The 23974-nt window shown below is 52.1% G+C and carries 18 protein-coding genes and 2 tRNA genes; 6 read left to right on the forward strand and 14 right to left on the reverse strand.

The genetic code is table 11. The features are described from left to right. Positions 1 to 52: 52 nt before the first annotated feature. The 6 genes from oppF to NL510_RS13245 all read right to left on the reverse strand — a co-directional run bounded on the left by oppF (position 53) and on the right by NL510_RS13245 (position 7054). Positions 53 to 1057, reverse strand: coding sequence for a murein tripeptide/oligopeptide ABC transporter ATP-binding protein OppF (gene oppF / locus NL510_RS13220; RefSeq protein ID WP_253377386.1), 1005 nt, complete (start codon positions 1055 to 1057; stop codon positions 53 to 55). Next, a complete protein-coding gene (locus tag NL510_RS13225) occupies positions 1054 to 2067 on the reverse strand; it encodes an ABC transporter ATP-binding protein (RefSeq protein ID WP_253377388.1) in 1014 nt (337 codons plus the stop codon). Before NL510_RS13225 ends, oppF begins: the two co-directional genes overlap by 4 nt. 11 nt (positions 2068 to 2078) lie before the next feature. Continuing rightward, complete coding sequence (oppC, locus tag NL510_RS13230) at positions 2079 to 2987, reverse strand: oligopeptide ABC transporter permease OppC (RefSeq protein WP_182061338.1); 909 nt, start codon at positions 2985 to 2987, stop codon at positions 2079 to 2081. Positions 2988 to 3001: 14 nt separating this feature from the next. Then, positions 3002 to 3922: an oligopeptide ABC transporter permease OppB gene (gene oppB, locus NL510_RS13235; protein WP_253377390.1), complete on the reverse strand. Its 921-nt coding sequence runs from the start codon at positions 3920 to 3922 to the stop codon at positions 3002 to 3004. Between the two features lie 82 nt (positions 3923 to 4004). Then, on the reverse strand, positions 4005 to 5636 hold the full coding sequence (gene oppA, locus NL510_RS13240; protein ID WP_253377393.1) for an oligopeptide ABC transporter substrate-binding protein OppA: 1632 nt from the start codon (positions 5634 to 5636) through the stop codon (positions 4005 to 4007). Between the two features lie 770 nt (positions 5637 to 6406). Continuing rightward, positions 6407 to 7054, reverse strand: a complete 648-nt coding sequence (locus NL510_RS13245) for a YchE family NAAT transporter (RefSeq protein ID WP_253377395.1) — start codon at positions 7052 to 7054, stop codon at positions 6407 to 6409. Between the two features lie 475 nt (positions 7055 to 7529). On the opposite strand from NL510_RS13245, the gene adhE reads away from it, so the two are divergent. Next, complete coding sequence (adhE, locus tag NL510_RS13250; RefSeq protein ID WP_253377396.1) at positions 7530 to 10208, forward strand: bifunctional acetaldehyde-CoA/alcohol dehydrogenase; 2679 nt, start codon at positions 7530 to 7532, stop codon at positions 10206 to 10208. A 79-nt stretch (positions 10209 to 10287) separates the two neighbouring features. On the opposite strand, the gene tdk is transcribed toward adhE, so the two are convergent. Next, positions 10288 to 10902, reverse strand: a complete 615-nt coding sequence (gene tdk / locus NL510_RS13255) for a thymidine kinase (RefSeq protein WP_253377398.1) — start codon at positions 10900 to 10902, stop codon at positions 10288 to 10290. A gap of 550 nt (positions 10903 to 11452) precedes the next feature. Here tdk and hns point away from each other — a divergent pair. Beyond that, a complete protein-coding gene (gene hns, locus NL510_RS13260) occupies positions 11453 to 11866 on the forward strand; it encodes a histone-like nucleoid-structuring protein H-NS (RefSeq protein ID WP_253377400.1) in 414 nt (137 codons plus the stop codon). Positions 11867 to 12067: 201 nt separating this feature from the next. Here the strand turns inward: hns and galU are convergent, their stop codons facing one another. The 3 genes from galU to rssA all read right to left on the reverse strand — a co-directional run bounded on the left by galU (position 12068) and on the right by rssA (position 15171). Further along, complete coding sequence (galU, locus tag NL510_RS13265; protein ID WP_253377412.1) at positions 12068 to 12976, reverse strand: UTP--glucose-1-phosphate uridylyltransferase GalU; 909 nt, start codon at positions 12974 to 12976, stop codon at positions 12068 to 12070. Positions 12977 to 13176: 200 nt separating this feature from the next. Next, positions 13177 to 14190, reverse strand: coding sequence for a two-component system response regulator RssB (rssB, locus tag NL510_RS13270; protein ID WP_253377415.1), 1014 nt, complete (start codon positions 14188 to 14190; stop codon positions 13177 to 13179). Positions 14191 to 14280: 90 nt separating this feature from the next. Beyond that, positions 14281 to 15171: a patatin-like phospholipase RssA gene (gene rssA, locus NL510_RS13275; RefSeq protein ID WP_253377420.1), complete on the reverse strand. Its 891-nt coding sequence runs from the start codon at positions 15169 to 15171 to the stop codon at positions 14281 to 14283. A 113-nt stretch (positions 15172 to 15284) separates the two neighbouring features. On the opposite strand from rssA, the gene NL510_RS13280 reads away from it, so the two are divergent. From NL510_RS13280 to NL510_RS13295, 4 genes are all read left to right on the forward strand, one after another. After that, the gene (locus NL510_RS13280; RefSeq protein WP_253377422.1) at positions 15285 to 15743 is read left to right on the forward strand and encodes a YchJ family protein; all 459 of its coding nucleotides are present in this window, start codon (positions 15285 to 15287) and stop codon (positions 15741 to 15743) included. Between the two features lie 48 nt (positions 15744 to 15791). Then, positions 15792 to 16634: a formyltetrahydrofolate deformylase gene (purU, locus tag NL510_RS13285; RefSeq protein WP_253377431.1), complete on the forward strand. Its 843-nt coding sequence runs from the start codon at positions 15792 to 15794 to the stop codon at positions 16632 to 16634. Between the two features lie 155 nt (positions 16635 to 16789). Beyond that, a tRNA-Tyr gene (locus NL510_RS13290) sits at positions 16790 to 16874 on the forward strand. A 35-nt stretch (positions 16875 to 16909) separates the two neighbouring features. Beyond that, positions 16910 to 16994, forward strand: a tRNA-Tyr gene (locus NL510_RS13295). Between the two features lie 295 nt (positions 16995 to 17289). Here the strand turns inward: NL510_RS13295 and narI are convergent. From narI to NL510_RS13315, 4 genes are read right to left on the reverse strand one after another with little or no spacing between them, the layout of a single operon-like run. Next, positions 17290 to 17967, reverse strand: coding sequence for a respiratory nitrate reductase subunit gamma (gene narI / locus NL510_RS13300; RefSeq protein WP_253377433.1), 678 nt, complete (start codon positions 17965 to 17967; stop codon positions 17290 to 17292). Further along, a complete protein-coding gene (gene narJ / locus NL510_RS13305; RefSeq protein WP_253377435.1) occupies positions 17967 to 18677 on the reverse strand; it encodes a nitrate reductase molybdenum cofactor assembly chaperone in 711 nt (236 codons plus the stop codon). Before narJ ends, narI begins: the two co-directional genes overlap by 1 nt. Then, a complete protein-coding gene (narH, locus tag NL510_RS13310; protein ID WP_253377437.1) occupies positions 18674 to 20209 on the reverse strand; it encodes a nitrate reductase subunit beta in 1536 nt (511 codons plus the stop codon). The genes narJ and narH overlap by 4 nt, the downstream gene beginning before the upstream one ends. Then, the gene (locus tag NL510_RS13315) at positions 20206 to 23949 is read right to left on the reverse strand and encodes a nitrate reductase subunit alpha (protein WP_253377439.1); all 3744 of its coding nucleotides are present in this window, start codon (positions 23947 to 23949) and stop codon (positions 20206 to 20208) included. The genes narH and NL510_RS13315 overlap by 4 nt, the downstream gene beginning before the upstream one ends. Between the last annotated feature and the right edge of the window lie 25 nt (positions 23950 to 23974).

A 23974-nucleotide genomic window follows, 5' to 3' on the forward strand; every position in this document is an offset into this window, starting at 1 on the left:
TGAAGGCTGCGCATGCAGCCTCAGTCTGCTGACATCATGTCAGCCCTTGCGATTATAACGGGTCTACCTTCAGGCAGGAAACCGCATGGCGGAAACTGCCTTCCAGAACCGGTCGTGTTTTCGCGCACTCCGGTCCAGCCAGGGGACACCGCGTGCGGAATACGCAACCGGAAGGCGGGTTAATCGGCGACGGTAATTCCCCTTCCAGCAGTTGGATAGTTTTATTTTTCTCCAGATCGGGATCCGGAATGGGCACCGCGGACATCAGCGCTTTGGTATACGGGTGCAACGGATTGTGGTACACCTCATCATAGGTGCCCAGCTCAACGGCATGGCCCAGATACATGACCAGTACGCGGTCAGAGATGTGTTTAACCACCGCCAAATCGTGCGCGATGAAGATAAGTGACAGTCCCATCTCGCGCTGTAGTTTCTGCAGCAGGTTTACCACCTGCGCCTGAATTGAGACGTCCAGGGCCGATACCGGCTCATCACAGATGATCAGCTTCGGCTCCAGGATCAGCGCGCGCGCAATGCCAATACGCTGACACTGACCGCCGGAAAATTCGTGCGGATAACGGTTGATGAGGTTAGGCAGTAACCCCACTTTTAACATCATCGCCTTCACACGATCGCGCATTTCCTGACGCTTCATCTTCGGATGATACGTGCGCAACGGTTCGGCAATGATCTCACCAATAGTCATGCGCGGGTTCAACGACGCCAGCGGATCCTGGAAAATCATCTGGATATCGCTGCGTACGGCCCGCCACTCGTCTGGCTTCATGCCGAGTAAATCTCTCCCCAGCCACGCCACTTTTCCGTCGGTGGCTTTAACCAGACCAATAATGGCACGGGCAAAGGTCGATTTGCCACAGCCGGACTCACCCACCACGCCGAGCGTCTCCCCTTCATACAGACGCAGCGTGACGCCATCTACCGCCTTCAGCGTTTTCGGCGGCTGCCAGAACCACTGTTTACCGTCCTTAATATCAAAATGTACCTTCAGGTCGGCTATCTCAAGCAGCACATTTCTTTTTTCATCAGTCACGTTCATACCAGCGCCTCCAGCGGCTTAAAGCAGGCGCGCAGGCGGCCTGGAGCAAACGCCTCTAGCGGGGGAGCGCTATTACAGATGTCCATCGCATGCGGGCAGCGCGGCTGGAAAGGACAGCCTTTCGGCAGACGCAGCAGGTTTGGCGGGTTGCCTGGAATGGTTAACAGGGCTTCACCTTCTGCATCCAGACGCGGTACCGCATTAAGCAGGCCAATCGCGTATGGATGCGCAGGCTGGTAGAACACATCGCGCGCTTTACCGTATTCCATCGTACGGCCTGCATACATCACCAGCACTTTGTCACAGATACCGGCAACCACGCCGAGGTCATGGGTGATCATGATTATCGCCGTATTGAACTCACGTTTGAGCTCGTTCAGCAGGGTCATGATTTGCGCCTGTACGGTGACGTCCAGCGCGGTGGTCGGCTCATCCGCTATCAGCAATTTTGGCCGACACAGCAACGCCATGGCAATCATCACACGCTGACGCATGCCGCCGGAGAACTCGTGCGGGTACATGCGCATGCGCTTACGCGCTTCCGGCATTTTCACCGCATCCAGCATTTTAACCGACTCGTCAAAGGCTTCGGCTTTACCTAATCTTTTGTGCAGCATCAGCACTTCCATCAGCTGTTCGCCGACGCGCATGTATGGGTTTAGCGAGGTCATTGGATCCTGGAAAATCATCGAAATCTGCTCGGCGCGCAGCTTATTCAGCTCGTGCTCCGGCAGGTTGAGGATCTCGCGACCATTGAATTTCGCTGAGCCGCCGATCGTGCCGTTCGATGCCAGCAGGCCCATCAGCGCAAATGCCGTCTGGGATTTACCCGAGCCAGATTCACCGACAATCCCCAGCGTTTCCCCTGCGCGCAGGTTGAAGTTAAGATCGTTGACAGCGGTAACGCCCCCGTCTGGCGTGTTAAACGTCACGCGGAGGTCTTTAACATCCAGCAGAATATCGCCCTGCTGTTGCGCCTGTGGCGCAGTTGCCGTTTCAATAATGGTCATGGCGGCGCTCCTTAACGGTCTTTCGGGTCGAGGGCATCACGCAGGCCATCGCCGATAAAGTTGAAACAAAACAGGGTAACCACCAGGAAGCCCGCCGGATACAGCAGTAACCACGGGGAGACTTCCATCGAGTTTGCGCCATCGCTCAGCAATGCGCCCCAACTGCTCAGCGGCTCTTGTGTGCCCAGCCCCAGGAAGCTCAGGAAAGACTCAAACAAGATCATGCTCGGCACCAGCAGCGAGGCATACACCACCACCACGCCCAACACGTTCGGCACAATGTGGCGAACGACGATATTGCCGGTGGACACACCGCCAACCTGTGCCGCTTCGATAAACTCTTTACGTTTAAGACTTAGCGTTTGCCCGCGCACGATACGCGCCATATCCAGCCAGGAGACCATCCCGATGGCCACGAATATCAGCAGGATATTCTGACCAAAGAAGGTCACCAGCAGGATCACGAAGAACATGAACGGGAAAGAGTTGAGGATCTCCAGTAGTCGCATCATCACGGAGTCGACTTTGCCGCCCAGGTAACCAGAAAGTGAGCCGTAAAGCGTGCCGAGGATCACCGCCACCAGCGCGGCAGCAATGCCCACCATTAGCGAGATACGGCCACCAATCGCCACGCGAACTAACAGATCTCGCCCGGAGGAGTCGGTGCCAAAATAGTGTCCGGAGGCCATATCCGGCGCACTGGACATCATGCCCCAATCGGTATCAAAATAGGTGAACTGCGACAGCATCGGCGCCAGGGTCACAAACAGGGCGATAATCACCAGCACAATCAGGCTGGCGACGGCCGCTCGGTTGTGCATAAAGCGACGACGGGCGTCCTGCCAGAGGCTACGACCTTCGACTTCCAGTTTTTCACTGAAGTTTTCCAGCGCCTCGCTGTTTTTCTTACTCAACATCATGGCGTGCTCCAGCGTTAGTAACGGATTTTCGGGTCGATAACGGCATACAGCACATCGACCACGGCGTTAAAGAGAATGGTCAACGCACCGACCAGGATCGTCAGGCTCAGTACCAGCGAATAATCCCGGTTAAGGGCGCCGTTAACAAACAGTTGACCAATCCCCGGCAGGCCGTAAATCGTTTCAATAACCATAGAACCGGTAATGATGCCGACAAAGGCCGGGCCAAGGTAAGACAATACGGGCAACAGCGCGGGTTTCAATGCATGGCGGAGAATAATCCGGCGCATCGGCAGACCTTTAGCGCGCGCGGTACGGATAAAGTTGGAGTGCAGGACTTCAATCATCGAACCACGGGTGATACGCGCAATACTGGCGATATAGGCTAAAGATAAGGCCACCATTGGCAAAATCATGAACTTTAGTGCCCCACCGTTCCACCCGCCGCCGGGCAGCCATTTCAGCGTGATAGCAAATATCATCACCAGTAACGGCGCGACAACAAAACTGGGTATTACTACCCCGGTCATGGCCACCCCCATTACCGCATAATCCCATTTGGTATTTTGTTTCAAGGCGGCAATCACGCCAGCCGTGACGCCGAGAATGACGGCAAGGAAGAATGCCGCAGCACCTAATTTCGCCGAGACCGGAAAGCTGGATGCCAGCAGGTCATTAACTGAATAGTCTTTATATTTGAATGACGGTCCAAAGTCTCCGTGCGCCAGCTGCTTCAGATAACTGAAATATTGCGTGGAGATAGGATCGTTTAAGTGGTATTTCGCTTCGATATTGGCCATGACTTCTGGCGGCAGCGTACGTTCACCGGTAAATGGACTTCCCGGCGCAAGACGCATCATGAAGAATGAAATCGTTATAAGAATAAATAGCGTTGGAATCGCTTCGAGACAGCGACGCAGGATAAATTTCAACATTGCCCGTACCTTCTGGCGTGTGCCTGATGAATGTTACAAAATAGACACAGTGGGGCAAGCTGGCTTGCCCCACGTATTGCCATTAATGCTTGATAATATAAAGATTCTTAACGGAAATATTATCCAGTGGGTCTTTACCGGTATAGCCTCCTACCCACGGTTTCACCAGTCGGGCGTTGACGTAGTAGTAGACCGGGACAATCGCAGAGTCTTTATCGAGCTGCTGTTCTGATTTCGCGTACAGTTCGGCGCGCTGAGCGTCATCTGCCACTTTCAGGGTTTCGCCAATCAGCTTATCGAACGCCGGGCTTTTATAGTGAGCAGTGTTGTTTGAACTGTCACTGAGCATGGTGTTCAGGAAGGAGGTTGGTTCATTATAGTCCGCACACCAGCCAGCACGCGCCACGTCGAAGGTGCCCTGATGGCGTGTATCGAGGAAGGTTTTCCACTCCTGATTTTCCAGTTTCACGTTCGCGCCCAGGTTTTTCTTCCAGATTGACGCCACAGCGATTGCCAGTTTTTTATGCAGATCTGAGGTGTTGTACAGCAGGTTAAACGTCAGCGGCTTATCGGCGGTATATCCTGCTTCGGCCAGCAGTTTTTTTGCTTCCTGATTACGTTTTTCCTGGCTCCATTTGAACCACTCAGGTTCAACCAGTTTCATACCGTCGGTATAAGGCGGAGTGTAGCTGTAAGCCGGCAGGTCGCCCTGATTTTTGACTTTATTGACGATAATGTCACGATCCAGAGCCAGCTTCAGCGCGGTACGAACACGGACATCGTTGAACGGTGCTTTCTGGTTGTTAATTTCGTAATAGTAAGTGCATAAATACGGATCGACGTGAACTTCGTTCGGGATCTCTTTTTTCAGCTTCTGGAACAGTTCAATCGGCATGTTGTTATAGGTCATGTCGATTTCACCGCTGCGGTAGCGGTTGACGTCCGTCACTTCCGACGAAATTGGCAGGTAGGTCACCTGGTTAATCACGGTTTTCGCGTTATCCCAGTACTGCGGGTTACGCTCCAGAACCATACGTTCGTTGACCACCCAGCTTTTCAGCTTATAGGCGCCATTGGTTACGATATTGGCAGGCTGGGTCCATTTCTCACCAAATTTCTCAATCGCGGCTTTTGGAACTGGCGACACTGACTGGTGCACCAGGAGTTTATAGAAGTACGGAACGGGCTCGCTCAACGTAACTTCAAAGGTATTGGCATCAATGGCTTTAACACCGAGATCGGTGACAGGCTTTTTACCTGCGATGATGTCATCAATATTGGCAATATGCCCGTACTGCAAATAGCTCGCGTAGGGAGAGGCGGTATTGGGATCCGCCAGGCGCTGCCAGCTATAGACGAAATCTTCGGCGGTAACCGGAGTACCGTCAGACCATTTCGCATCTTTACGCAGATGGAAGGTCCAGACTTTGAAATCCTTGTTGTCCCATTTTTCTGCCACGCCCGGTGCCGGATGGCCGTCTACGTCAGTCACCAGCAAACCTTCGAACAGGTCACGGCTCACGTTAGACTCAGGAACACCTTCAATTTTATGCGGGTCGAGAGACTGCACTTCCGCGCCGTTATTACGTACTAGCGTTTGTTTTTCAGCCAGCTGAACCCCTGCCGGAACGTCTGCCGCCATTGCAACGTTGCCCGCGATTAGCGCAGTTAAAATCCCCGCCGCTACCAGACTTTTTTTGGTGATGATGGACATTGTGTTGATACTCCACTCATTATAATTACTGGCCTTCGCCAGTTGTGTAATCCCCTGTTAGGGCCTGTACAGCGCAGGAGTTTTTTTTGCTGCTGTCAGGTTCTTTTTTACTTCTTGCTATCACCGACTTCATTATTACTGACTGCTCGTTTGGCCGTCTTGCGTCGATTCTTTACGCACCACCCCTGTCTTAGGCGCGCATTTGATATCCGGGAAGAGAGCCACATGAAAATAATTCTCATCTTCTTGGTTTCTGCTGCAAAATATAAGGCCGGAAAGTACCAAATGGCGGTTTCGTGCGCCAATACATTTTGCAAATTTGTTAAGTAATTCTCTTTTATGGTGGGTGAAATTTCTCTGGAAGACACCCTGCCTGACATCAAAACCCAGATAAAACCCTTTAATTCAATACGATAGAGAAAAGCATCTCTATAAGCGCGTCGCTACGCTCTCGTCGACTGGTTTTGTACGAAAATTTAACATGTGATTATTATTTAGCACATTATTCTGGGGGAACGTTGAAATTACTAATAACATTTCAGTTATCTCTCAGCAAGCCCCAGTGTATCATGTGATTAAAATAACAGTGCGATTGCAGGATTTGTGTGCAGGTAAGATGCAATGAATTAACTAAATAGTTGAAATTTCAGATAAGAATATTATTAGAAGAATTTATTATGCCATGTGTGCATTTCAACTTTATTTATATGATTTGCTGATAATTACGTAAAAAAACGGAGCCGCTGGCTCCGCTCTTTCATATGAAACAATTAGTGCAATAGCCCGGGGAAAATGCTTTTAATGCCGGTCACAATAAATTCAATTCCCAGCGCCATTAAGAGCAGACCCATGATACGCGTGATGACGTTGATGCCCGTCTGCCCGAGTAAACGCACCAGCCAGGGAGCCATGCGAAATACACCCCAGCAGCAGAGCGCAAAAAGCGCGATGGCTACGGAGAAGCCAATCAGGTGCATCAGGCTATGGTAGCGCGTACCCCATACAATTGTGGAACTGATTGCACCCGGCCCGGCCATCAGCGGTAAAGCCAGTGGTACTACGCCAATGCTCTCCCGGACTGAGGTCTCTGACTTCTCCTGCTTGTTCTGTTTATCTTCACCTAATTTTCCGCTGATCATCGACATGGCAATAGTGACGACCAGGATCCCCCCCGCAATACGGAATGAATCGATAGAAATCCCAAATATCTGCAGGATGCCATCGCCTAAATACAAGGAGGTCAGCAAAATGATGGCCACAGAGAGGTTAGCCGTCAGATTGGTTTTATTCCTTGCCGCTGCTGTCTGGTAGCTGGTCATACTAATGAAGACAGGAATAATCCCTACCGGGTTAACCAGGGCAAACAGTCCGATAAAAAACTTAAAATATGTAGGGAAATCAAAAAGCGTTTGAATCACATTTCGCTCCGCGAATGAGCATGGGCCGGGAAAACAGTTATTATGATAAAACCGCGCTGAAGATACGCTTTTTGGCAGCATTCTTCACCAGAAATTTGCGCGAAATCGTATCAATATAAGATGTTAACCATTTGTAAGTTCCATAACAGCATCGCTTGCAATAGTTACGTAATTATTTAACAGTGGAATAATCTCTCTGAAATAACCCTGCTGAAAGGTATCAGCTTATGAGAAAATTGACGCAGATCATAATTTTCGTACTCAGAAGTGAGTAATCTTGATGACGCCCCCACAGGAAACCTATCAAAAAGGTATGATGCTAAGGTAAGGCTCTTTTAGTAAATTAGTGCGTTAGAGTACCCAGTAACCCTCTGTTTTATTGTGTGTTACGCAAGGACTAGTGGCTCTGACTATACTGACTCTCGTATCGAGCGCTGGTTTACTAATAGAGTTTAAACATTATCAGGAGAGCATTATGGCTGTTACCAACATCGCTGAACTGAACGCACTCGTCGAGCGCGTAAAAAAAGCCCAGCGTGAATATGCCAATTTCACCCAAGAACAGGTTGATAAAATCTTCCGCGCAGCCGCTCTGGCTGCTGCAGATGCTCGAATTCCTCTCGCTAAAATGGCCGTTGCCGAATCTGGTATGGGTATCATTGAAGATAAAGTGATTAAAAACCACTTCGCTTCAGAGTATATCTACAACGCCTATAAAGATGAGAAAACCTGTGGCGTGTTGTCTGAAGACCACACTTTCGGGACTATCACCATCGCAGAACCCATTGGCATCATTTGCGGTATTGTTCCGACCACTAACCCAACGTCAACGGCTATCTTCAAATCGCTCATCAGCCTGAAGACCCGTAACGCAATTATCTTCTCTCCGCATCCACGTGCGAAAGACGCAACCAATAAAGCGGCAGACATCGTGCTGCAGGCAGCTATCGCTGCGGGTGCGCCTAAAGATCTTATCGGCTGGATCGATCAACCTTCTGTAGAACTGTCCAACGCGCTGATGCACCATCCGGATATTAACCTTATTCTGGCAACCGGCGGTCCAGGTATGGTTAAAGCAGCATATAGCTCCGGTAAACCGGCAATCGGCGTAGGCGCTGGTAACACCCCTGTCGTGATTGATGAAACCGCAGATATCAAACGCGCTGTTGCTTCCGTACTGATGTCCAAGACCTTTGATAACGGCGTAATCTGTGCGTCTGAACAATCCGTTGTGGTTGTTGATTCCGTTTATGATGCGGTTCGCGAGCGTTTCGCCAACCACGGTGGCTACCTGCTGCAGGGCCAGGAACTGAAAGCCGTTCAGGATATCATCCTGAAGAATGGCGGGCTTAATGCCGCTATCGTTGGCCAGCCTGCCTATAAGATTGCTGAGCTTGCAGGCTTTACCGTTCCAGTAAGCACCAAAATCCTCATCGGCGAAGTTAACGTTGTCGATGAAAGCGAACCGTTTGCTCACGAAAAACTGTCTCCAACTCTGGCGATGTACCGTGCGAAAGATTTCAATGACGCGGTAGAAAAAGCCGAGAAACTGGTGGCTATGGGCGGTATCGGTCATACCTCTTGCCTGTACACTGACCAGGACAACCAGCCAGAACGTGTTGCTCACTTTGGTCAGATGATGAAAACAGCGCGTATCCTGATCAACACCCCGGCGTCTCAGGGGGGTATCGGTGACCTCTACAACTTTAAACTCGCGCCATCCCTGACTCTGGGTTGTGGTTCATGGGGTGGTAACTCCATCTCTGAAAACGTTGGTCCAAAACACCTGATCAACAAGAAAACCGTTGCTAAGCGAGCTGAAAACATGTTGTGGCACAAACTTCCGAAATCTATCTACTTCCGCCGTGGCTCTCTGCCAATCGCGCTGGATGAAGTGATTACCGACGGTCACAAACGTGCGCTCATCGTGACTGACCGTTTCCTGTTCAACAACGGCTATGCAGACCAGATCACTTCTGTTCTTAAAGCGGCTGGTGTAGAAACTGATGTCTTCTTCGAGGTTGAAGCTGACCCAACCCTGAGCGTTGTTCGCAAAGGCGCTGAACTGGCGAACGCCTTCAAACCAGACGTGATCATCGCCCTGGGCGGCGGTTCCCCAATGGATGCCGCTAAAATCATGTGGGTTATGTACGAGCATCCGGAAACGCACTTTGAAGAACTGGCGCTGCGCTTTATGGACATCCGTAAGCGTATCTATAAGTTCCCGAAAATGGGTGTGAAAGCAAAAATGGTTGCGATCACCACCACTTCCGGTACCGGTTCCGAAGTCACGCCGTTTGCGGTTGTTACCGATGATGCTACAGGTCAGAAATATCCACTGGCAGACTATGCGCTGACCCCAGACATGGCTGTGGTTGACGCTAACCTCGTGATGGACATGCCGAAGTCCCTGTGTGCTTTCGGTGGTCTGGATGCTGTAACGCACGCCCTGGAAGCCTACGTTTCTGTACTGGCTTCTGAGTTCTCCGACGGTCAGGCTCTGCAGGCACTGAAACTGCTGAAAGAAAACCTGCCAGCGTCCTACAATGAAGGGTCTAAAAACCCTGTAGCCCGTGAGCGTGTGCACAGTGCGGCAACTATCGCCGGTATCGCGTTTGCTAACGCCTTCCTGGGCGTTTGCCACTCTATGGCGCACAAACTGGGCTCTCAGTTCCACATTCCACACGGTCTGGCGAACGCCCTGTTGATCAGCAACGTTATCCGTTATAACGCTAACGATAACCCAACTAAACAGACTGCCTTCAGCCAGTACGACCGCCCTCAGGCACGTCGTCGTTACGCTGAAATTGCAGACCATCTGGGTCTGAGCGCGGCGGGTGATCGTACTGCGGCCAAGATTGAGAAACTGCTGGCATGGCTTGATAGCATCAAAGCTGAGCTGGGCATTCCTAAATCCATCCGCGAAGCAGGCGTTCAGGAAGCAGATTTCCTCGCCCACGTTGATAAGCTGTCTGAAGATGCATTCGATGACCAGTGTACAGGTGCTAACCCGCGCTATCCGCTGATCTCCGAGCTGAAACAGATCCTGCTGGATACCTACTACGGCCGCGAGTTTAAAGAAGGTGACGTTGCTGCCGTTAAAGTAGACGTACCGTTAACAAAAGCTGATAAAAAAGCGAAGAAAAGCGCTTAATTGACAGCCTGTTAAAAAACCCGCCATTGGCGGGTTTTTTTATATCATTACGTGTGAGTTGAGGAGATTCTGAAGGGCATTATTTACGGTTGTCATGTTGAATGCCCGCCAGTGAACCGACAACCAATGCTTCTTTATAGTGTTTGCGACAAACCGATACATAACGTTCATTCCCTCCTATTACCACCTGCTCGCCATCAGCGTAGGGTTTTCCGGACTGATCGAGGCGAAGCACCATACTGGCTTTACGGCCGCAGAAACAGATGGTTTTCAGTTCCACGAGCTTATCGGACCAGGCAAGCAAATACTGACTCCCGGCAAATAATTCCCCGCGAAAATCCGTGCGCAGTCCGTAGCACAGCACGGGAATATCAAGCTCATCCACAACCTCAGAAAGCGCATGAACCTGCTCACGGGTGAGGAACTGGCTCTCATCAACCAGGACGCAATGAACAGGCTGTGAAGCGTGTGTATCGCGCAGATCGCGCAACAGGTCGGTTTGCGGATTAAACAGCCGGGCTGGCGACGAGAGGCCTATCCGCGAGCTTACCTTACCGGCGCCATAGCGATCGTCAATTTCTGCCGTGTAAACCACGGTACGCATACCGCGCTCCTGGTAATTGTATGAGGATTGCAGCAACGCCGTGGATTTACCGGCATTCATTGCCGAGTAGTAGAAATAAAGTTGTGCCATTGGCCGTAAAACCCTAATCAATGTGTAATATTCCCAATGATTCATTGTACCATATTTTGTCTCGTCTTCAGCGACATACCGTACAGATTGTGTGGTTTAGAGAGTGGAACTCCCCCTTCCGGCTCACAAAAATAATCCGTTAAAACAGGGAGTAAACGCTTTCAGCGCCTCTTATAAGTTAAGCATTTCCTGAAACATAACACTTCTTTTTATACTGGAATCAGCGCTGATTAAAATTCACTATTTATTAACTATTACCGTCGGAGCCAGGGCTTTTATGGAGTAATACAAAAGGCTGATATTTGTCCTGCGCAACTATAATTCCTGCGCTAAATGTCACAAAAGAACATGTCACCAACGCGCCTAAGACCGGATGGGTGATAACAAGCGAGCCAGAAACAGGGTAAATTCTAAGAGAGCGTAATTAATAATAGTGGCCATTATTTGGTATTTTTTGAATTCCTTACATTCACACCTATTGCACAACTCAAATTATCGCTCTATTATTAGGACAACAAACCACCCCCATTATAAGTTTGAGATTACTACAATGAGCGAAGCACTTAAAATTCTGAACAATATCCGTACTCTTCGTGCGCAAGCGAGAGAATGCACCCTCGAAACGCTTGAAGAAATGCTGGAAAAATTAGAAGTTGTCGTTAATGAACGTCGCGAAGAAGAAAGCGCGGCGGCGGCTGAGGTTGAAGAACGTACTCGCAAACTACAGCAATATCGTGAAATGCTGATTGCGGACGGTATCGATCCTAACGAATTGCTGAACAGCATGGCTGCAGCTAAAACCGGCACCAAAGCTAAACGCGCTGCTCGTCCTGCTAAATATAGCTATGTTGACGAGAACGGCGAAACTAAAACCTGGACTGGCCAGGGTCGTACTCCTGCTGTTATCAAGAAAGCAATGGATGAGCAAGGCAAAAAGCTGGAAGATTTCCTGATTAAGGATTAATCCGAATCTATTTTCTAAAATCCCGCTTAATGCGGGATTTTTTATACCTGCAATTCACGCTAAACATCCACTTACACTTTGTCATGCTCCGACAATAACCTCTTTATGTTCCCTGACATTGCGAAGCCACGGTAGCATGCCAGGGACATAAAAAAACCGGTCAGCATACGCCGCACCGGTCTTGTTCAATTGACGCTCAGGTTATTTATTAATACCCATGCTGTCTTTAAGCCAGTCTTTAAATTCTTCACCCAGCGTGTTGTGGCGGATGCCATATTCCACAAATGCCTGCATATAACCCAATTTATTCCCGCAGTCATGGCTCTTGCCCTTCATATGGTAAGCCTCAACGGTTTCTTTCTCGATCAGCATATCAATGGCATCCGTCAACTGGATTTCATCGCCCGCGCCTGGAGGGGTCTTCGCCAACAATGGCCAGATTTCCGCGCTCAGGACATAACGACCGACAACCGCAAGGTTAGACGGCGCTACGTCGGCCTTAGGCTTCTCAACCACGCCAATCATCGGCACGCTCTCACCCGCTTGCAGCTTCACGCCTTTGCAGTCAACCACACCGTAGGCGGTCACGTCTGCAACCGGCTCAACCATAATCTGACTGCTGCCGGTATCGTCGAAGCGTTTAATCATCTCAGCCAGGTTATCCTGAGAGAGGTCGGATTCGAATTCGTCCAAAATAACGTCTGGCAGAATAACCGCGACAGGCTCGTCACCCACAACAGGATGTGCGCACAGCACAGCATGACCCAGGCCTTTTGCCAGACCCTGACGAACTTGCATAATAGTGACGTGCGGTGGACATATAGACTGAACTTCAGCTAAGAGCTGACGTTTAACACGCTTTTCCAGCATCGCTTCGAGTTCAAAACTGGTATCGAAATGGTTTTCGATTGAGTTTTTAGATGAATGCGTAACCAGCACAATTTCAGTAATGCCTGCAGCAATACATTCGTTAACGACGTACTGGATTAATGGCTTATCAACCAGAGGCAACATCTCTTTAGGGATTGCCTTAGTTGCGGGTAACATCCTGGTCCCCAATCCCGCTACCGGGATAACGGCCTTTCTGACTTTCGAATTTAGGGCAGCCATTGAAATTCTCCTGAGCTGTTCAAGTTTTGAACTTTTATGCATTTAATAACGCGTTAAGTATATCAGCCTTCCCCAACAGTCCGGGTCTGAAAAGAACGCGTTACCGATCAATTAAGACAAATACGCATGAATCTGGACCGGGATACTAGCATTCCAGGCAAAACACAGGAAAAGCATTCTCTCGAATAAAAGTTAACTGCTTATTCCGTAGTCAACATTAAGCGTAACCGCCCACCGCCGCCCCAAATTTGGCACTGCCAGGAGGAACAACGGTGGCTTATTTGATTAACATAAGCTGTTCCCAATGTGCCAAGCGGTACACCGTTGCTCACCTGAATATTATGTTCTCCAGTATTCAGGGTGGCATTCAGGCCTGCCGAAACGAGGATAAGATTTTTCAAATCACTATGGTAATAACCGACCAACAGCGGAAATTGCCCCGGTAAATTGGCCTGACGGAAAAGTTGGTTTACTTGCTTAAGTAACGTTCCTAACTCCGGCAATCTTTGTCCCTGGTGCGATAACTGTTCCTGCAACAGACCATTAAATAGCGCCCGAAGTAACAACGCGGCTAATACGCCGTTATCTCCTGCCCGAGTGACATCAAGACAATAAAAGGCCAGATCCGCATCAGACAATGGCGCTATATCGAGCACCAGTCCGGGCTGATCGGCTGCAACCAGCTGTCGATAATTTACTCGACACTGAGAAATATTTTGCTGAACCGGCGGCTGAAGCTCCTGTAACAACTTCGCCGCCGCGAAAGGATCGCTGACTAATGCATCCCAATCCTGGAAAAGACGTTCTTCTTCCTCGACGCGAGAATTAAACATATTAGGGTACAGGCAAGCTAATACTGTTTCGCGTAAACGGGTCAAATCTTTAACCGGCTTCAATAGAATATCCTGTACCCCCAGGCGCAAGGCTTTGGCAATATCCGCCATATGCTCTGTCGCGGAAATGACCAGAATGGGTAGCGGGTCACCTTCATTGCGCAAATGCTCCACAAGCTTGAGGCCATTCATCCTCGGCATCTCAAGATCGCAGATCATCAGATCGGGGGTAAAAACGGTCATTTTTTCCAGCGCGTCGATACCATCCACAGCGAGCGTTGTCATTGCGCCAAGTGAGGATAACCACGATTCCAGCAGCGAGCGGAAAACGGGCTCGTCTTCAACAATCAGTATGTGTTTTCCGGTCAATGGCTGCGTCATGGTTCCTCCTGTGGCTTACAGTTACTCAATAGTGGCATGCTATTGGTACTATCGCCTGTCAGATTTTGCTGAAGTAATCAAAAAGGATGCTCAACGTGCTGTTCGCACCAAGGGTAACAACTCGTCCATTTTCTTTTCGACGGCCAGAGAGCCTGCTGCGATGGCGGCCTCAGCCCGGTGGAAATCAAGGGTAGAAATTTGTGGACAATAGGGTTGAATAAGAATATCTGGCGGGTCACCCGCCATACGGTTGCGCTTAAGTCGGTTTTCAAGCACCTGAATGGAGGTGGTCATAATTTCCATTGCCGTAGGCGCACTCACCGAGCGACGCCCCATGCGTACGCGTAAACGTTCGTGCCAGGCCAGTTTCTCCCGCCCGGCATCGTCAGCATGCAGATTGACCGGCATAAGATCTTGTTGCATCAGGTGCGCATCATGTTGCAAATCGACGGCAATTACGATCTCTGCTCCCAACGCACGCGTCAGGGAGATAGGGACCGGATTGACCACTCCGCCATCAACAAGCCAGTAGCCGTTATGCGGGACAGGCGCCATTAACCCCGGTATGCTGCAGGAAGCGCGAACGGCAAGATGCAAATCGCCTTCGGTAAGCCAGAGTTCGCGTCCCGTACTGAGGTTGGTCGCGACGGCACCAAACGGCAACCGGCAATGGCTAAAATCGTTGAGAGGCATAATCTTGCTGAACTGATTGAAGACGCGTTCGCCACGCAGTAATCCTCCGCGCTGCCAGGAGAGATCCATCAACCGCAGGACATCCCAGTAGCTAAAGGAACGCACCCAGCCTTCAAGTTCCGCAAGCTTACCGCATGCGTAGGCAGACCCGACCAGCGAACCGATAGAACAGCCCGCAACAATATCAACGCTAATACCCATCTTATTCAAGGCATTAATCACGCCAATATGCGACCACCCCCGGGCTGAACCTGAGCCCAGCGCCAGTCCAATTTTCACTTTTCTCATTAGCCCTGCTTTACGTCCCCTGGATCCCGGCATAGCGTCAACGCAACGGCTCAGTTAACATAGTGCTACCCGAAGCGTTTTACGCCTTTATTTTTTGTTACAGGAAGAGAATCGTGTCTCAACTCTGCCCCTGTGGTAGCGCTCTGGAGTATAGCTTATGTTGCCAGCGATATCTCACTGGAGAACAGGTTGCACCAGACCCGTCACACCTTATGCATTCGCGGTATGCTGCTTTTGTGATCAAAGACGCAGACTACCTGATCAAAACCTGGCATCCATCCTGTCAGGCGGCCCAATTCAGGCAGGATATCGTCAGCGGATTCGCTAACACCGAGTGGCTCGGCCTCAGGGTCTATGACTCTGCACCAGGCAGTAGCGCTGATGAAGGTTACGTGAGCTTTGTTGCCCGATTTACAGACAACAATAAGCCCGGCGTGATTATCGAACGTTCCCGGTTCTTAAAGGAAAGTGGGCAGTGGTATTATATAGACGGTACGCGTCCTCAGTTTGGTCGTAACGATCCCTGCCCCTGTGGCTCAGGTAAAAAATTTAAAAAGTGTTGCGGGCAGTAATGCCTGATAACCCAGACTTCGCAAATACAAAAACAGGATTTCCCGGCGATGCAATCACTACAACGTAAAGTTCTGCGCACTATCTGTCCCGACCAGAAAGGGCTGATCGCACGAATTACCAACATTTGTTATAAGCATGAGCTGAATATCGTGCAGAACAACGAATTCGTTGACCACCGTACCGGCCGCTTTTTTATGCGTACCGAGCTGGAAGGCATTTTCAACGACAACACTCTGCTTGCCGATTTGGATAGTGCCTTGCCGGAAGGCTCAATTCGCGAACTGACACCCGCAGGCCGTCGTCGGGTGGTGATTCTTGTCACCAAGGAGGCACACTGCCTGGGCGATCTGTTAATGAAAGCCAACTACGGTGGGCTGGATGTTGAAATCGCCGCCGTTATTGGCAACCACGACACGCTGCGTAGCCTGGTCGAGCGTTTTGATATTCCCTTTGAACTGGTCAGCCACGAAGGCTATACCCGTGAAGAGCACGACGATATGATGGCGCAGGCCATTGAAGCGCACAGCCCGGACTACGTGGTTCTGGCGAAGTACATGCGCGTTTTGACGCCGTCCTTTGTGTCGCGTTTCCCTAATAAGATAATCAACATTCACCACTCCTTCCTGCCGGCCTTTATTGGCGCACGCCCTTATCATCAGGCGTATGAGCGTGGCGTTAAAATCATTGGCGCAACCGCGCACTATGTGAATGACAATCTGGATGAAGGCCCAATCATCATGCAGGACGTAATTCATGTGGATCACACCTACACGGCAGAAGATATGATGCGAGCCGGACGAGACGTTGAGAAAAACGTGCTTAGCCGGGCGCTGTATCAAGTGCTGGGACAGCGCGTGTTTGTCTACGGTAACAGAACGATTATTCTTTAATCGCCTGAAAATGCATTGGTTAGCTTTACGGCTTTACGCGTAAAAATCAGGCAACCAGTTTATTTTTAGTGTGGTAACGCTTTACAGGGGCGTGTCATTTGATATGATGCGCCCCGCTTCCAGCAGGAAGCAGGCCAGTAAAAGTATTACCCCGTGGTGGGGTTCCCGAGCGGCCAAAGGGAGCAGACTGTAAATCTGCCGTCATCGACTTCGAAGGTTCGAATCCTTCCCCCACCACCATCTCCAAGTTGTACCTCAAAATAAGCATTACCCCTGGTGGGGTTCCCGAGCGGCCAAAGGGAGCAGACTGTAAATCTGCCGTCATCGACTTCGAAGGTTCGAATCCTTCCCCCACCACCATCACTTCTCTGTTGCTTAAAATCCAGTTCCAGCACACTGCGTTCTTATCCTCCGGCATGGCGGCAGGATCCGGAATGAAACGCAAAAAAAACCCGCCACTACGCTGAGTCATCCCCAGTAATGTTTAAACAGAAGCAATAACGTTGTTTCGAAACGATTGAAGGCTTTCAGCGATGAGAGCCGGGGTCGTATGTCCCCCTCACCCCAGCCCTTTCGGGAGAGGGGGGCATCCGTGCAGGCATTATTTTGTGAAGATCCCTCAGCGCAAATGCGGGGCTTGAATCACAACACTACATTAGCGACGAGCGCGAACAATCTGGTATTTGCGCGTTAGATACTCCACCGGCGCGCTCCAGATGTGCACCAGACGGGAGAACGGGAACAGCACAAACAGGGTCATACCCAGCACCAGGTGCACCCGGTAGATGAATGCTACGCCGTCCAGATGCGCGGAGGCTCCGCCGTGGAAGGTCACGACAGACTGCGCCCACCCCACCAGCTTCATCATTTCGCTACCGTCCATATGCTGCGCAGAGAACGGAATAGTTAACAGGCCCAGCGCGCACTGCACCATGAGCAGAGAGAGGATCAGGATATCCGCACCGGTAGTCGTGGCACGCACCCGCGGACTAAACAGGCGACGTTTCAGCAGCAGTAACCCGCCAACCAGGCACAATACGCCGCTGGCGCCGCCCGCATACATCGCCATCTTCTGTTTCACTTCGATGGGCAGCCAGGCTTCGTACATCCAGTGCGGCGTAAGCATCCCGAGGAAATGCCCGGCAAAAATCCCCAGGATCCCGATGTGGAACAGGTTAGACGCCAGGTTCATCCCTTTGCGATCCAGCATCTGGCTGGAGGCAGCACGCCAGCTGTACTGACCATAGTCATAACGCAGCCAGCTTCCCACCAGGAACACGGCGCCCGCGATATACGGGTAGATGTCAAAGAAGAACATATTCAGGAAGTGCATTATTGCCGTCCTCCGTTGGAAATATTCAAATATTGCGGCGCAACGGCGCCGGCAAAACGACGCTTGTGTGCTGAGATTGCCGATTCGCCGCAGCTCTGGTCAGCAAAGAATTTCACCTGCTCTTCTTCCCAAACCGCATCCAGTGCCTGCGGGGTATCGTCCCGGGCTTCATCTGCAATCTTTTCCGCCACTTTTTCACTGTCGATGGCGGCTTTCGCCAGCTTGACCAGCAGATCGAACAGCACCGCGTAGCGGCTCTCGCGTTGCTGAAGACGTGCGCTGAGCAACGCCAGAATTGGCGCGATGTCCTGCAAACCACCCAGCGCCTCTTCTTTCGGCAACTGCGCCAGATACTCCAGATACAGCGGCAGGTGATCCGGCAGTTCGCGACTGTCGAGCTGTAAACCGTGCTGCTCGTACTGGGCCATCAGGTCGACCATCGCCTGACCACGATCGCGCGATTCACCGTGAACGTGTTCAAACAACAGCAGCGACGTCGCACGACCGCGATCAAAAAGCTGGCTGTAGTCTGACTGCACATCAAGCAGATCCCGCGCTAACAGCTCGCGCAGGAAAACGCTCAATGTCCGGGCATCGTCTTTATCCAGGTTTTCAGATGAGGCGAGTGCCTCAAAGAGCTCCTGTTGATGCTGCGCAAGCGCAGCATCCGGATACTCGAGCAGACGCGAAACAATGACGAGTTCAATCATTGGTGCGGCTCCGTTTTGCTGGTCACATCCATCGCATCGATGCGGCGGCTGTTGAACAGGTTGAATTTCGTGTCTGAACCCTGGCAACCGTCGCCAAAGGTAAAACCACATCCATTTTTTTCCGGGAAGGCATCACGCGCCTGCTCGCGGTGGCTACCCGGCACCACGAAACGGTCTTCGTAGTTAGCGATCGCCAGATAGCGGTACATTTCCTGCGCCTGCGCTTCAGTTAGCCCCACTTCTTCCAGCGCACGGGTATCTATCACCCCCTCGACGGTTTCAGTACGTTTGAAGTGGCGCATCGCCAGCATTCGTTTTAACGCCAGCAGTACCGGCTGGGTATCCCCTGCAGTCAGCAGATTCGCCAGATACTGAACCGGGATACGCAGGCTTTCCACGTCTGGCAAAATACCGTTGCTGCCGAGCTCGCCCGCATCAGCGGCAGACTGAATCGGAGACAGAGGCGGCACGTACCAGACCATCGGCAACGTGCGGTATTCCGGATGCAACGGCAGCGCCAGCTTCCAGTCCATCGCCATTTTATATACCGGAGACTGCTGTGCCGCGTCGATCACGCTCTGCGGTACACCGTCTTTCAGCGCCTGCTCAATCACGTTCGGATCGTTCGGATCGAGGAACACGTCAAGCTGACGCTGGTAGAGATCTTTTTCGTTCTCGGTGCTCGCTGCGGTTTCAATCGCATCCGCGTCGTACAGCAGCACGCCGAGGTAACGAATACGGCCTACGCAACTCTCGGAACAGACGGTTGGCATCCCGGCTTCGATACGCGGATAGCAGAAAATGCACTTCTCTGACTTACCGCTCTTCCAGTTGAAGTAGATTTTTTTGTATGGACAACCGGTAATGCACATCCGCCAGCCGCGGCACTTGTCCTGGTCGATCAGGACAATGCCATCTTCTTCCCGCTTGTAAATGGCGCCGCTCGGACAGGTCGCCACGCATGCCGGGTTGAGACAGTGTTCGCACAGGCGCGGCAGATACATCATGAAGGTATTTTCGAACTGGCCGTACATCGCCTTCTGCATATTGTCGAAGTTCTTGTCCTTCGACAGCTTTTCAAACTCGCCGCCCAAATCGTCTTCCCAGTTCGGGCCTTTCTCGATTTTGTCCATACGCTGCCCGGTGATCAGCGAGCGAGGCCGTGCAATTGGCTGATGCTTACCTTCCGGCGCGCTATGCAAGTTCTGGTAGTCGAAATCAAACGGCTCGTAGTAATCGTCGATGCCCGGCAAGTGCGGGTTGGCAAAGATTTTACCCAGCAGCATGGCGCGGTTACCCATGCGCGGCTGGAGTTTGCCGTTAATTTTGCGGATCCAGCCGCCCTTGTACTTCTCCTGGTCTTCCCAGTGGGTCGGGAAACCGGTGCCCGGCTTGGTTTCAACGTTATTGAACCACGCGTACTCCGTCCCTTCCCGGCTGGTCCAGACGTTTTTACAGGTGACTGAGCAGGTATGACAGCCGATGCACTTATCCAGATTCAGCACCATGCCGACTTGTGAACGAATTTTCATTTTACGCTCTCCTGTACCTGGTCATTACCTTCGCCGTCTAACCAGTTAATATTCTTCATCTTACGAACCACCACAAACTCATCGCGGTTTGAACCCACCGTGCCGTAGTAGTTAAAGCCGTAGGCCAACTGCGCATAGCCGCCGATCATGTGGGTTGGCTTCGGCGTAATCCGGGTGACCGAGTTGTGAATACCGCCGCGCTGTTCGGTGATTTCCGATCCCGGAATGTTCACGATACGCTCCTGGGCGTGGTACATCATGGTCATCCCTGCCGGAACGCGCTGGCTCACCACCGCACGCGCGGTTAACGAACCGTTGCTGTTGAACACTTCAATCCAGTCGTTATCGACAATTCCCAGATCGTTGGCATCCGCTTCGCTCATCCACACAATTGGCCCCCCACGTCCTAGTGTCAGCATCAGCAGGTTGTCGCTATAAGTAGAGTGGATCCCCCATTTCTGGTGCGGCGTGAGGAAATTCAGCGCCTTCTCTGGATTGCCGTTTGACTTCTCACCCATCACTTCTTTTACCGAGCGGGTGTCGATTGGCGGACGGTAGACCAGCAGGCTCTCACCGAAGTCGCGCATCCACTGATGATCCTGGTAGAGTGACTGTCGCCCGGTCAGGGTGCGCCATGGGATCAGCTCGTGAACGTTGGTATAACCGGCGTTGTAGGAGACGTGTTCGTCTTCGAGTCCTGACCAGGTCGGGCTGGAGATAATCTTGCGCGGCTGGGCCTGAATATCGCGGAAGCGAATTTTCTCGTCTTCTTTATTCAACGCCAGATGCTTATGGTTGCGTCCGGTAATTTCGCCCAGCGCTTTCCAGGCTTTCACCGCCACCTGGCCATTGGTCTCCGGCGCAAGCGTCAGGATCATCTCTGCCGCATCAATGGCCGTATTCAGCATTGGCTGACCTTTGGCCGGGCCATCCGCTTTGGTGTAATTAAGTTTACGCAGCAGGTCCATTTCGCTCTGAGTATTCCAGGAAATGCCTTTCCCGCCGTTACCGATTTTCTCCATCAGCGGCCCGATAGAGGTGAAGCGCTCGTAGGTCGCCGGGTAATCACGTTCAACCGGGATGATGTGCGGCGCGGTGACGCCGGGGATTAAGTCGCATTCGCCTTTCTTCCAGTCCTTCACATCCAGTGGCTGCGCCAGTTCGGCGGCGGAGTCGTGCTGGATTGGCAGCGTAACCACGTCGGTCTCTTTACCCAGGTGCCCCACACACACTTCGGAGAATTTCTCGGCGATGCCTTTGTAGATTTCCCAGTCGCTTTTAGATTCCCAGGCCGGGTCAACGGCAGCAGACAGCGGATGAATAAACGGATGCATATCCGAGGTATTCATGTCGTCTTTTTCATACCAGGTCGCGGTTGGCAGCACGATGTCGGAGTACAAACAGGTGCTGGAGAGACGGAAGTCCAGCGTCACGACCAGATCCAGCTTGCCGTCCAGACCGTTATCTTTCCACTCCACCTCTTCAGGCTTCACGCCGCCCTGCTTGCCGAGATCTTTGCCCTGGATCCCGTGATCGGTGCCGAGCAGGTATTTCAGCATGTATTCATGGCCCTTACCGGAAGAGCCGAGCAGGTTAGAGCGCCAGATGAACAGGTTACGCGGATGGTTTTTACCGTTCTCAGGCTGTTCAGCCGCAAAATGAATAGACCCCTCCTTCAGGGATTTCACGGTGTAGTCCACCGGCGACATCCCTGCTTTCTTCGCCTCTTCGGCGATGCGTAGCGGGTTAGTCCCCAGTTGAGGCGCAGACGGCAGCCAGCCCATTCGTTCGGCGCGCACGTTGAAGTCAATCAGATGGCCGCTATAGCGGGATTTATCCGCCATCGGTGACAGCAGTTCCTGCGCGGTTACGGTCTCGTAGCGCCACTGGCTGGAGTGGTTGTAGAAGTAAGAGGTGCTATTCATGTGACGCGCCGGACGTTGCCAGTCAAGGGCAAACGCCAGCGGCTGCCAGCCGGTTTGCGGACGGAGTTTTTCCTGGCCGACATAGTGCGCCCAGCCGCCGCCGCTCTGCCCCACGCAGCCGCAGAAAATCAGCATGTTGATCAGGCCGCGATAGTTCATATCGAGGTGGTACCAGTGGTTCAGCCCCGCGCCGACGATAATCATCGAACGACCATGGGTTTTGTCGGCGTTTTCTGCAAACTCGCGGGCGATACGGGTGATCTGCGCGGCGGGAACGCCGGTGATCTGCTCCGCCCAGGCCGGGGTGTACGCTTTGACGTCGTCATAGCCGGTAGCACAGTTCTCATCATTCAGACCACGTTCCAGGCCGTAGTTCGCCATGGTCAGATCGTAAACGGTGGTCACCAGCGCCGTTGAGCCGTCTGCCAGCTGCAGGCGTTTTACCGGTAGTTTGTGCATCAAAACATTTTGCAGCTCAACCTTTTTGAAATGCTCGGTACCGTCGCCGCCGAAGTACGGGAAGCCAACGTCGGCGATCTCGTCCTGGCTGCCCAGCATGCTGAGGCGCAGTTCGGTTTCTTCACCGGACGCCCCGTCGCGCTGCTCAAGGTTCCATTTACCCTTCTCGCCCCAGCGAAAACCGATAGAGCCGTTAGGGGCGATCAATTCCCCATCGCTGTTACAGGCTACGGTTTTCCACTGCGGATTATTTTCCTGGCCGAGCGCGTCAACAAGGTCGGCGGCGCGCAGCATACGGCCGGCGGCGTAGTAGCCGTCACGCGCGTCGAGCATGACCAGCATTGGCATATCGGTGTAGCGACGCACGTAGTCGGTGAAGTACTGGCTCGGTTTATCGAGGTGGAACTCGCGCAGCATCACGTGGCCCATCGCCATCGCCATCGCCGCATCGGTTCCTTGCTTCGGTGCCAGCCATAGATCGCACAGCTTTGCGATTTCCGCGTAGTCCGGGGTGATGGCAACAGTTTTGGTGCCTTTGTAGCGTACTTCGGTGAAGAAGTGGGCATCCGGCGTACGGGTCTGTGGAACGTTTGAGCCCCAGGCAAGGATGTAGCTGGAGTTATACCAGTCAGCGGATTCCGGCACGTCAGTTTGTTCGCCCCAGGTCTGCTGAGAGGCAGGGGGGAGGTCGCAGTACCAGTCGTAGAAGCTCAGACAGGTTCCGCCGATCAGTGAAAGATAGCGCGCGCCGGACGCGTAAGAAACCATCGACATCGCCGGGATGGGCGAGAAGCCCGCCACGCGGTCCGGGCCGTAGGTTTTCACGGTGTAGACATTCGAGGCGGCAATCAGTTCGTTCACCTCTTTCCAGGAAGAACGCACGAAGCCGCCGCGTCCGCGCGCCTGCTTAAAGCTTTTGGCTTTGTCCGCGTCTTCAATAATGGAGGCCCAGGCATCGACCGGATCGCTGTGATGAACTTTTGCTTCACGCCACATTTTCATCAGACGCTTGCGCATTAGCGGGTATTTGAGACGGTTAGCGCTGTACAGATACCAGGAGTAACTTGCGCCACGTGGGCAGCCGCGCGGTTCGTGGTTCGGCAAATCCGGGCGGGTGCGCGGATAGTCAGTCTGTTGGACTTCCCAGGTAACCAGACCGTTCTTAACGAAAATCTTCCAGCTGCATGAACCTGTACAGTTCACGCCATGGGTAGAGCGGACAACTTTATCGTGCTGCCAGCGCTGACGGTAACCATCTTCCCAGTCCCGGTTGGTGTCCATAACCTGGCCGTGCCCATCGGCAAAGGTTTCGCCCTTCTGCCTGAAGTAGCGAAACCGGTCCAAAAATTTGCTCATCGGGTATCTCCTGTGTGGAGCCTGT

Origin of the sequence: unidentified bacterial endosymbiont, assembly GCF_918797525.1 — a bacterium.
Lineage (GTDB): Bacteria > Pseudomonadota > Gammaproteobacteria > Enterobacterales > Enterobacteriaceae > Enterobacter.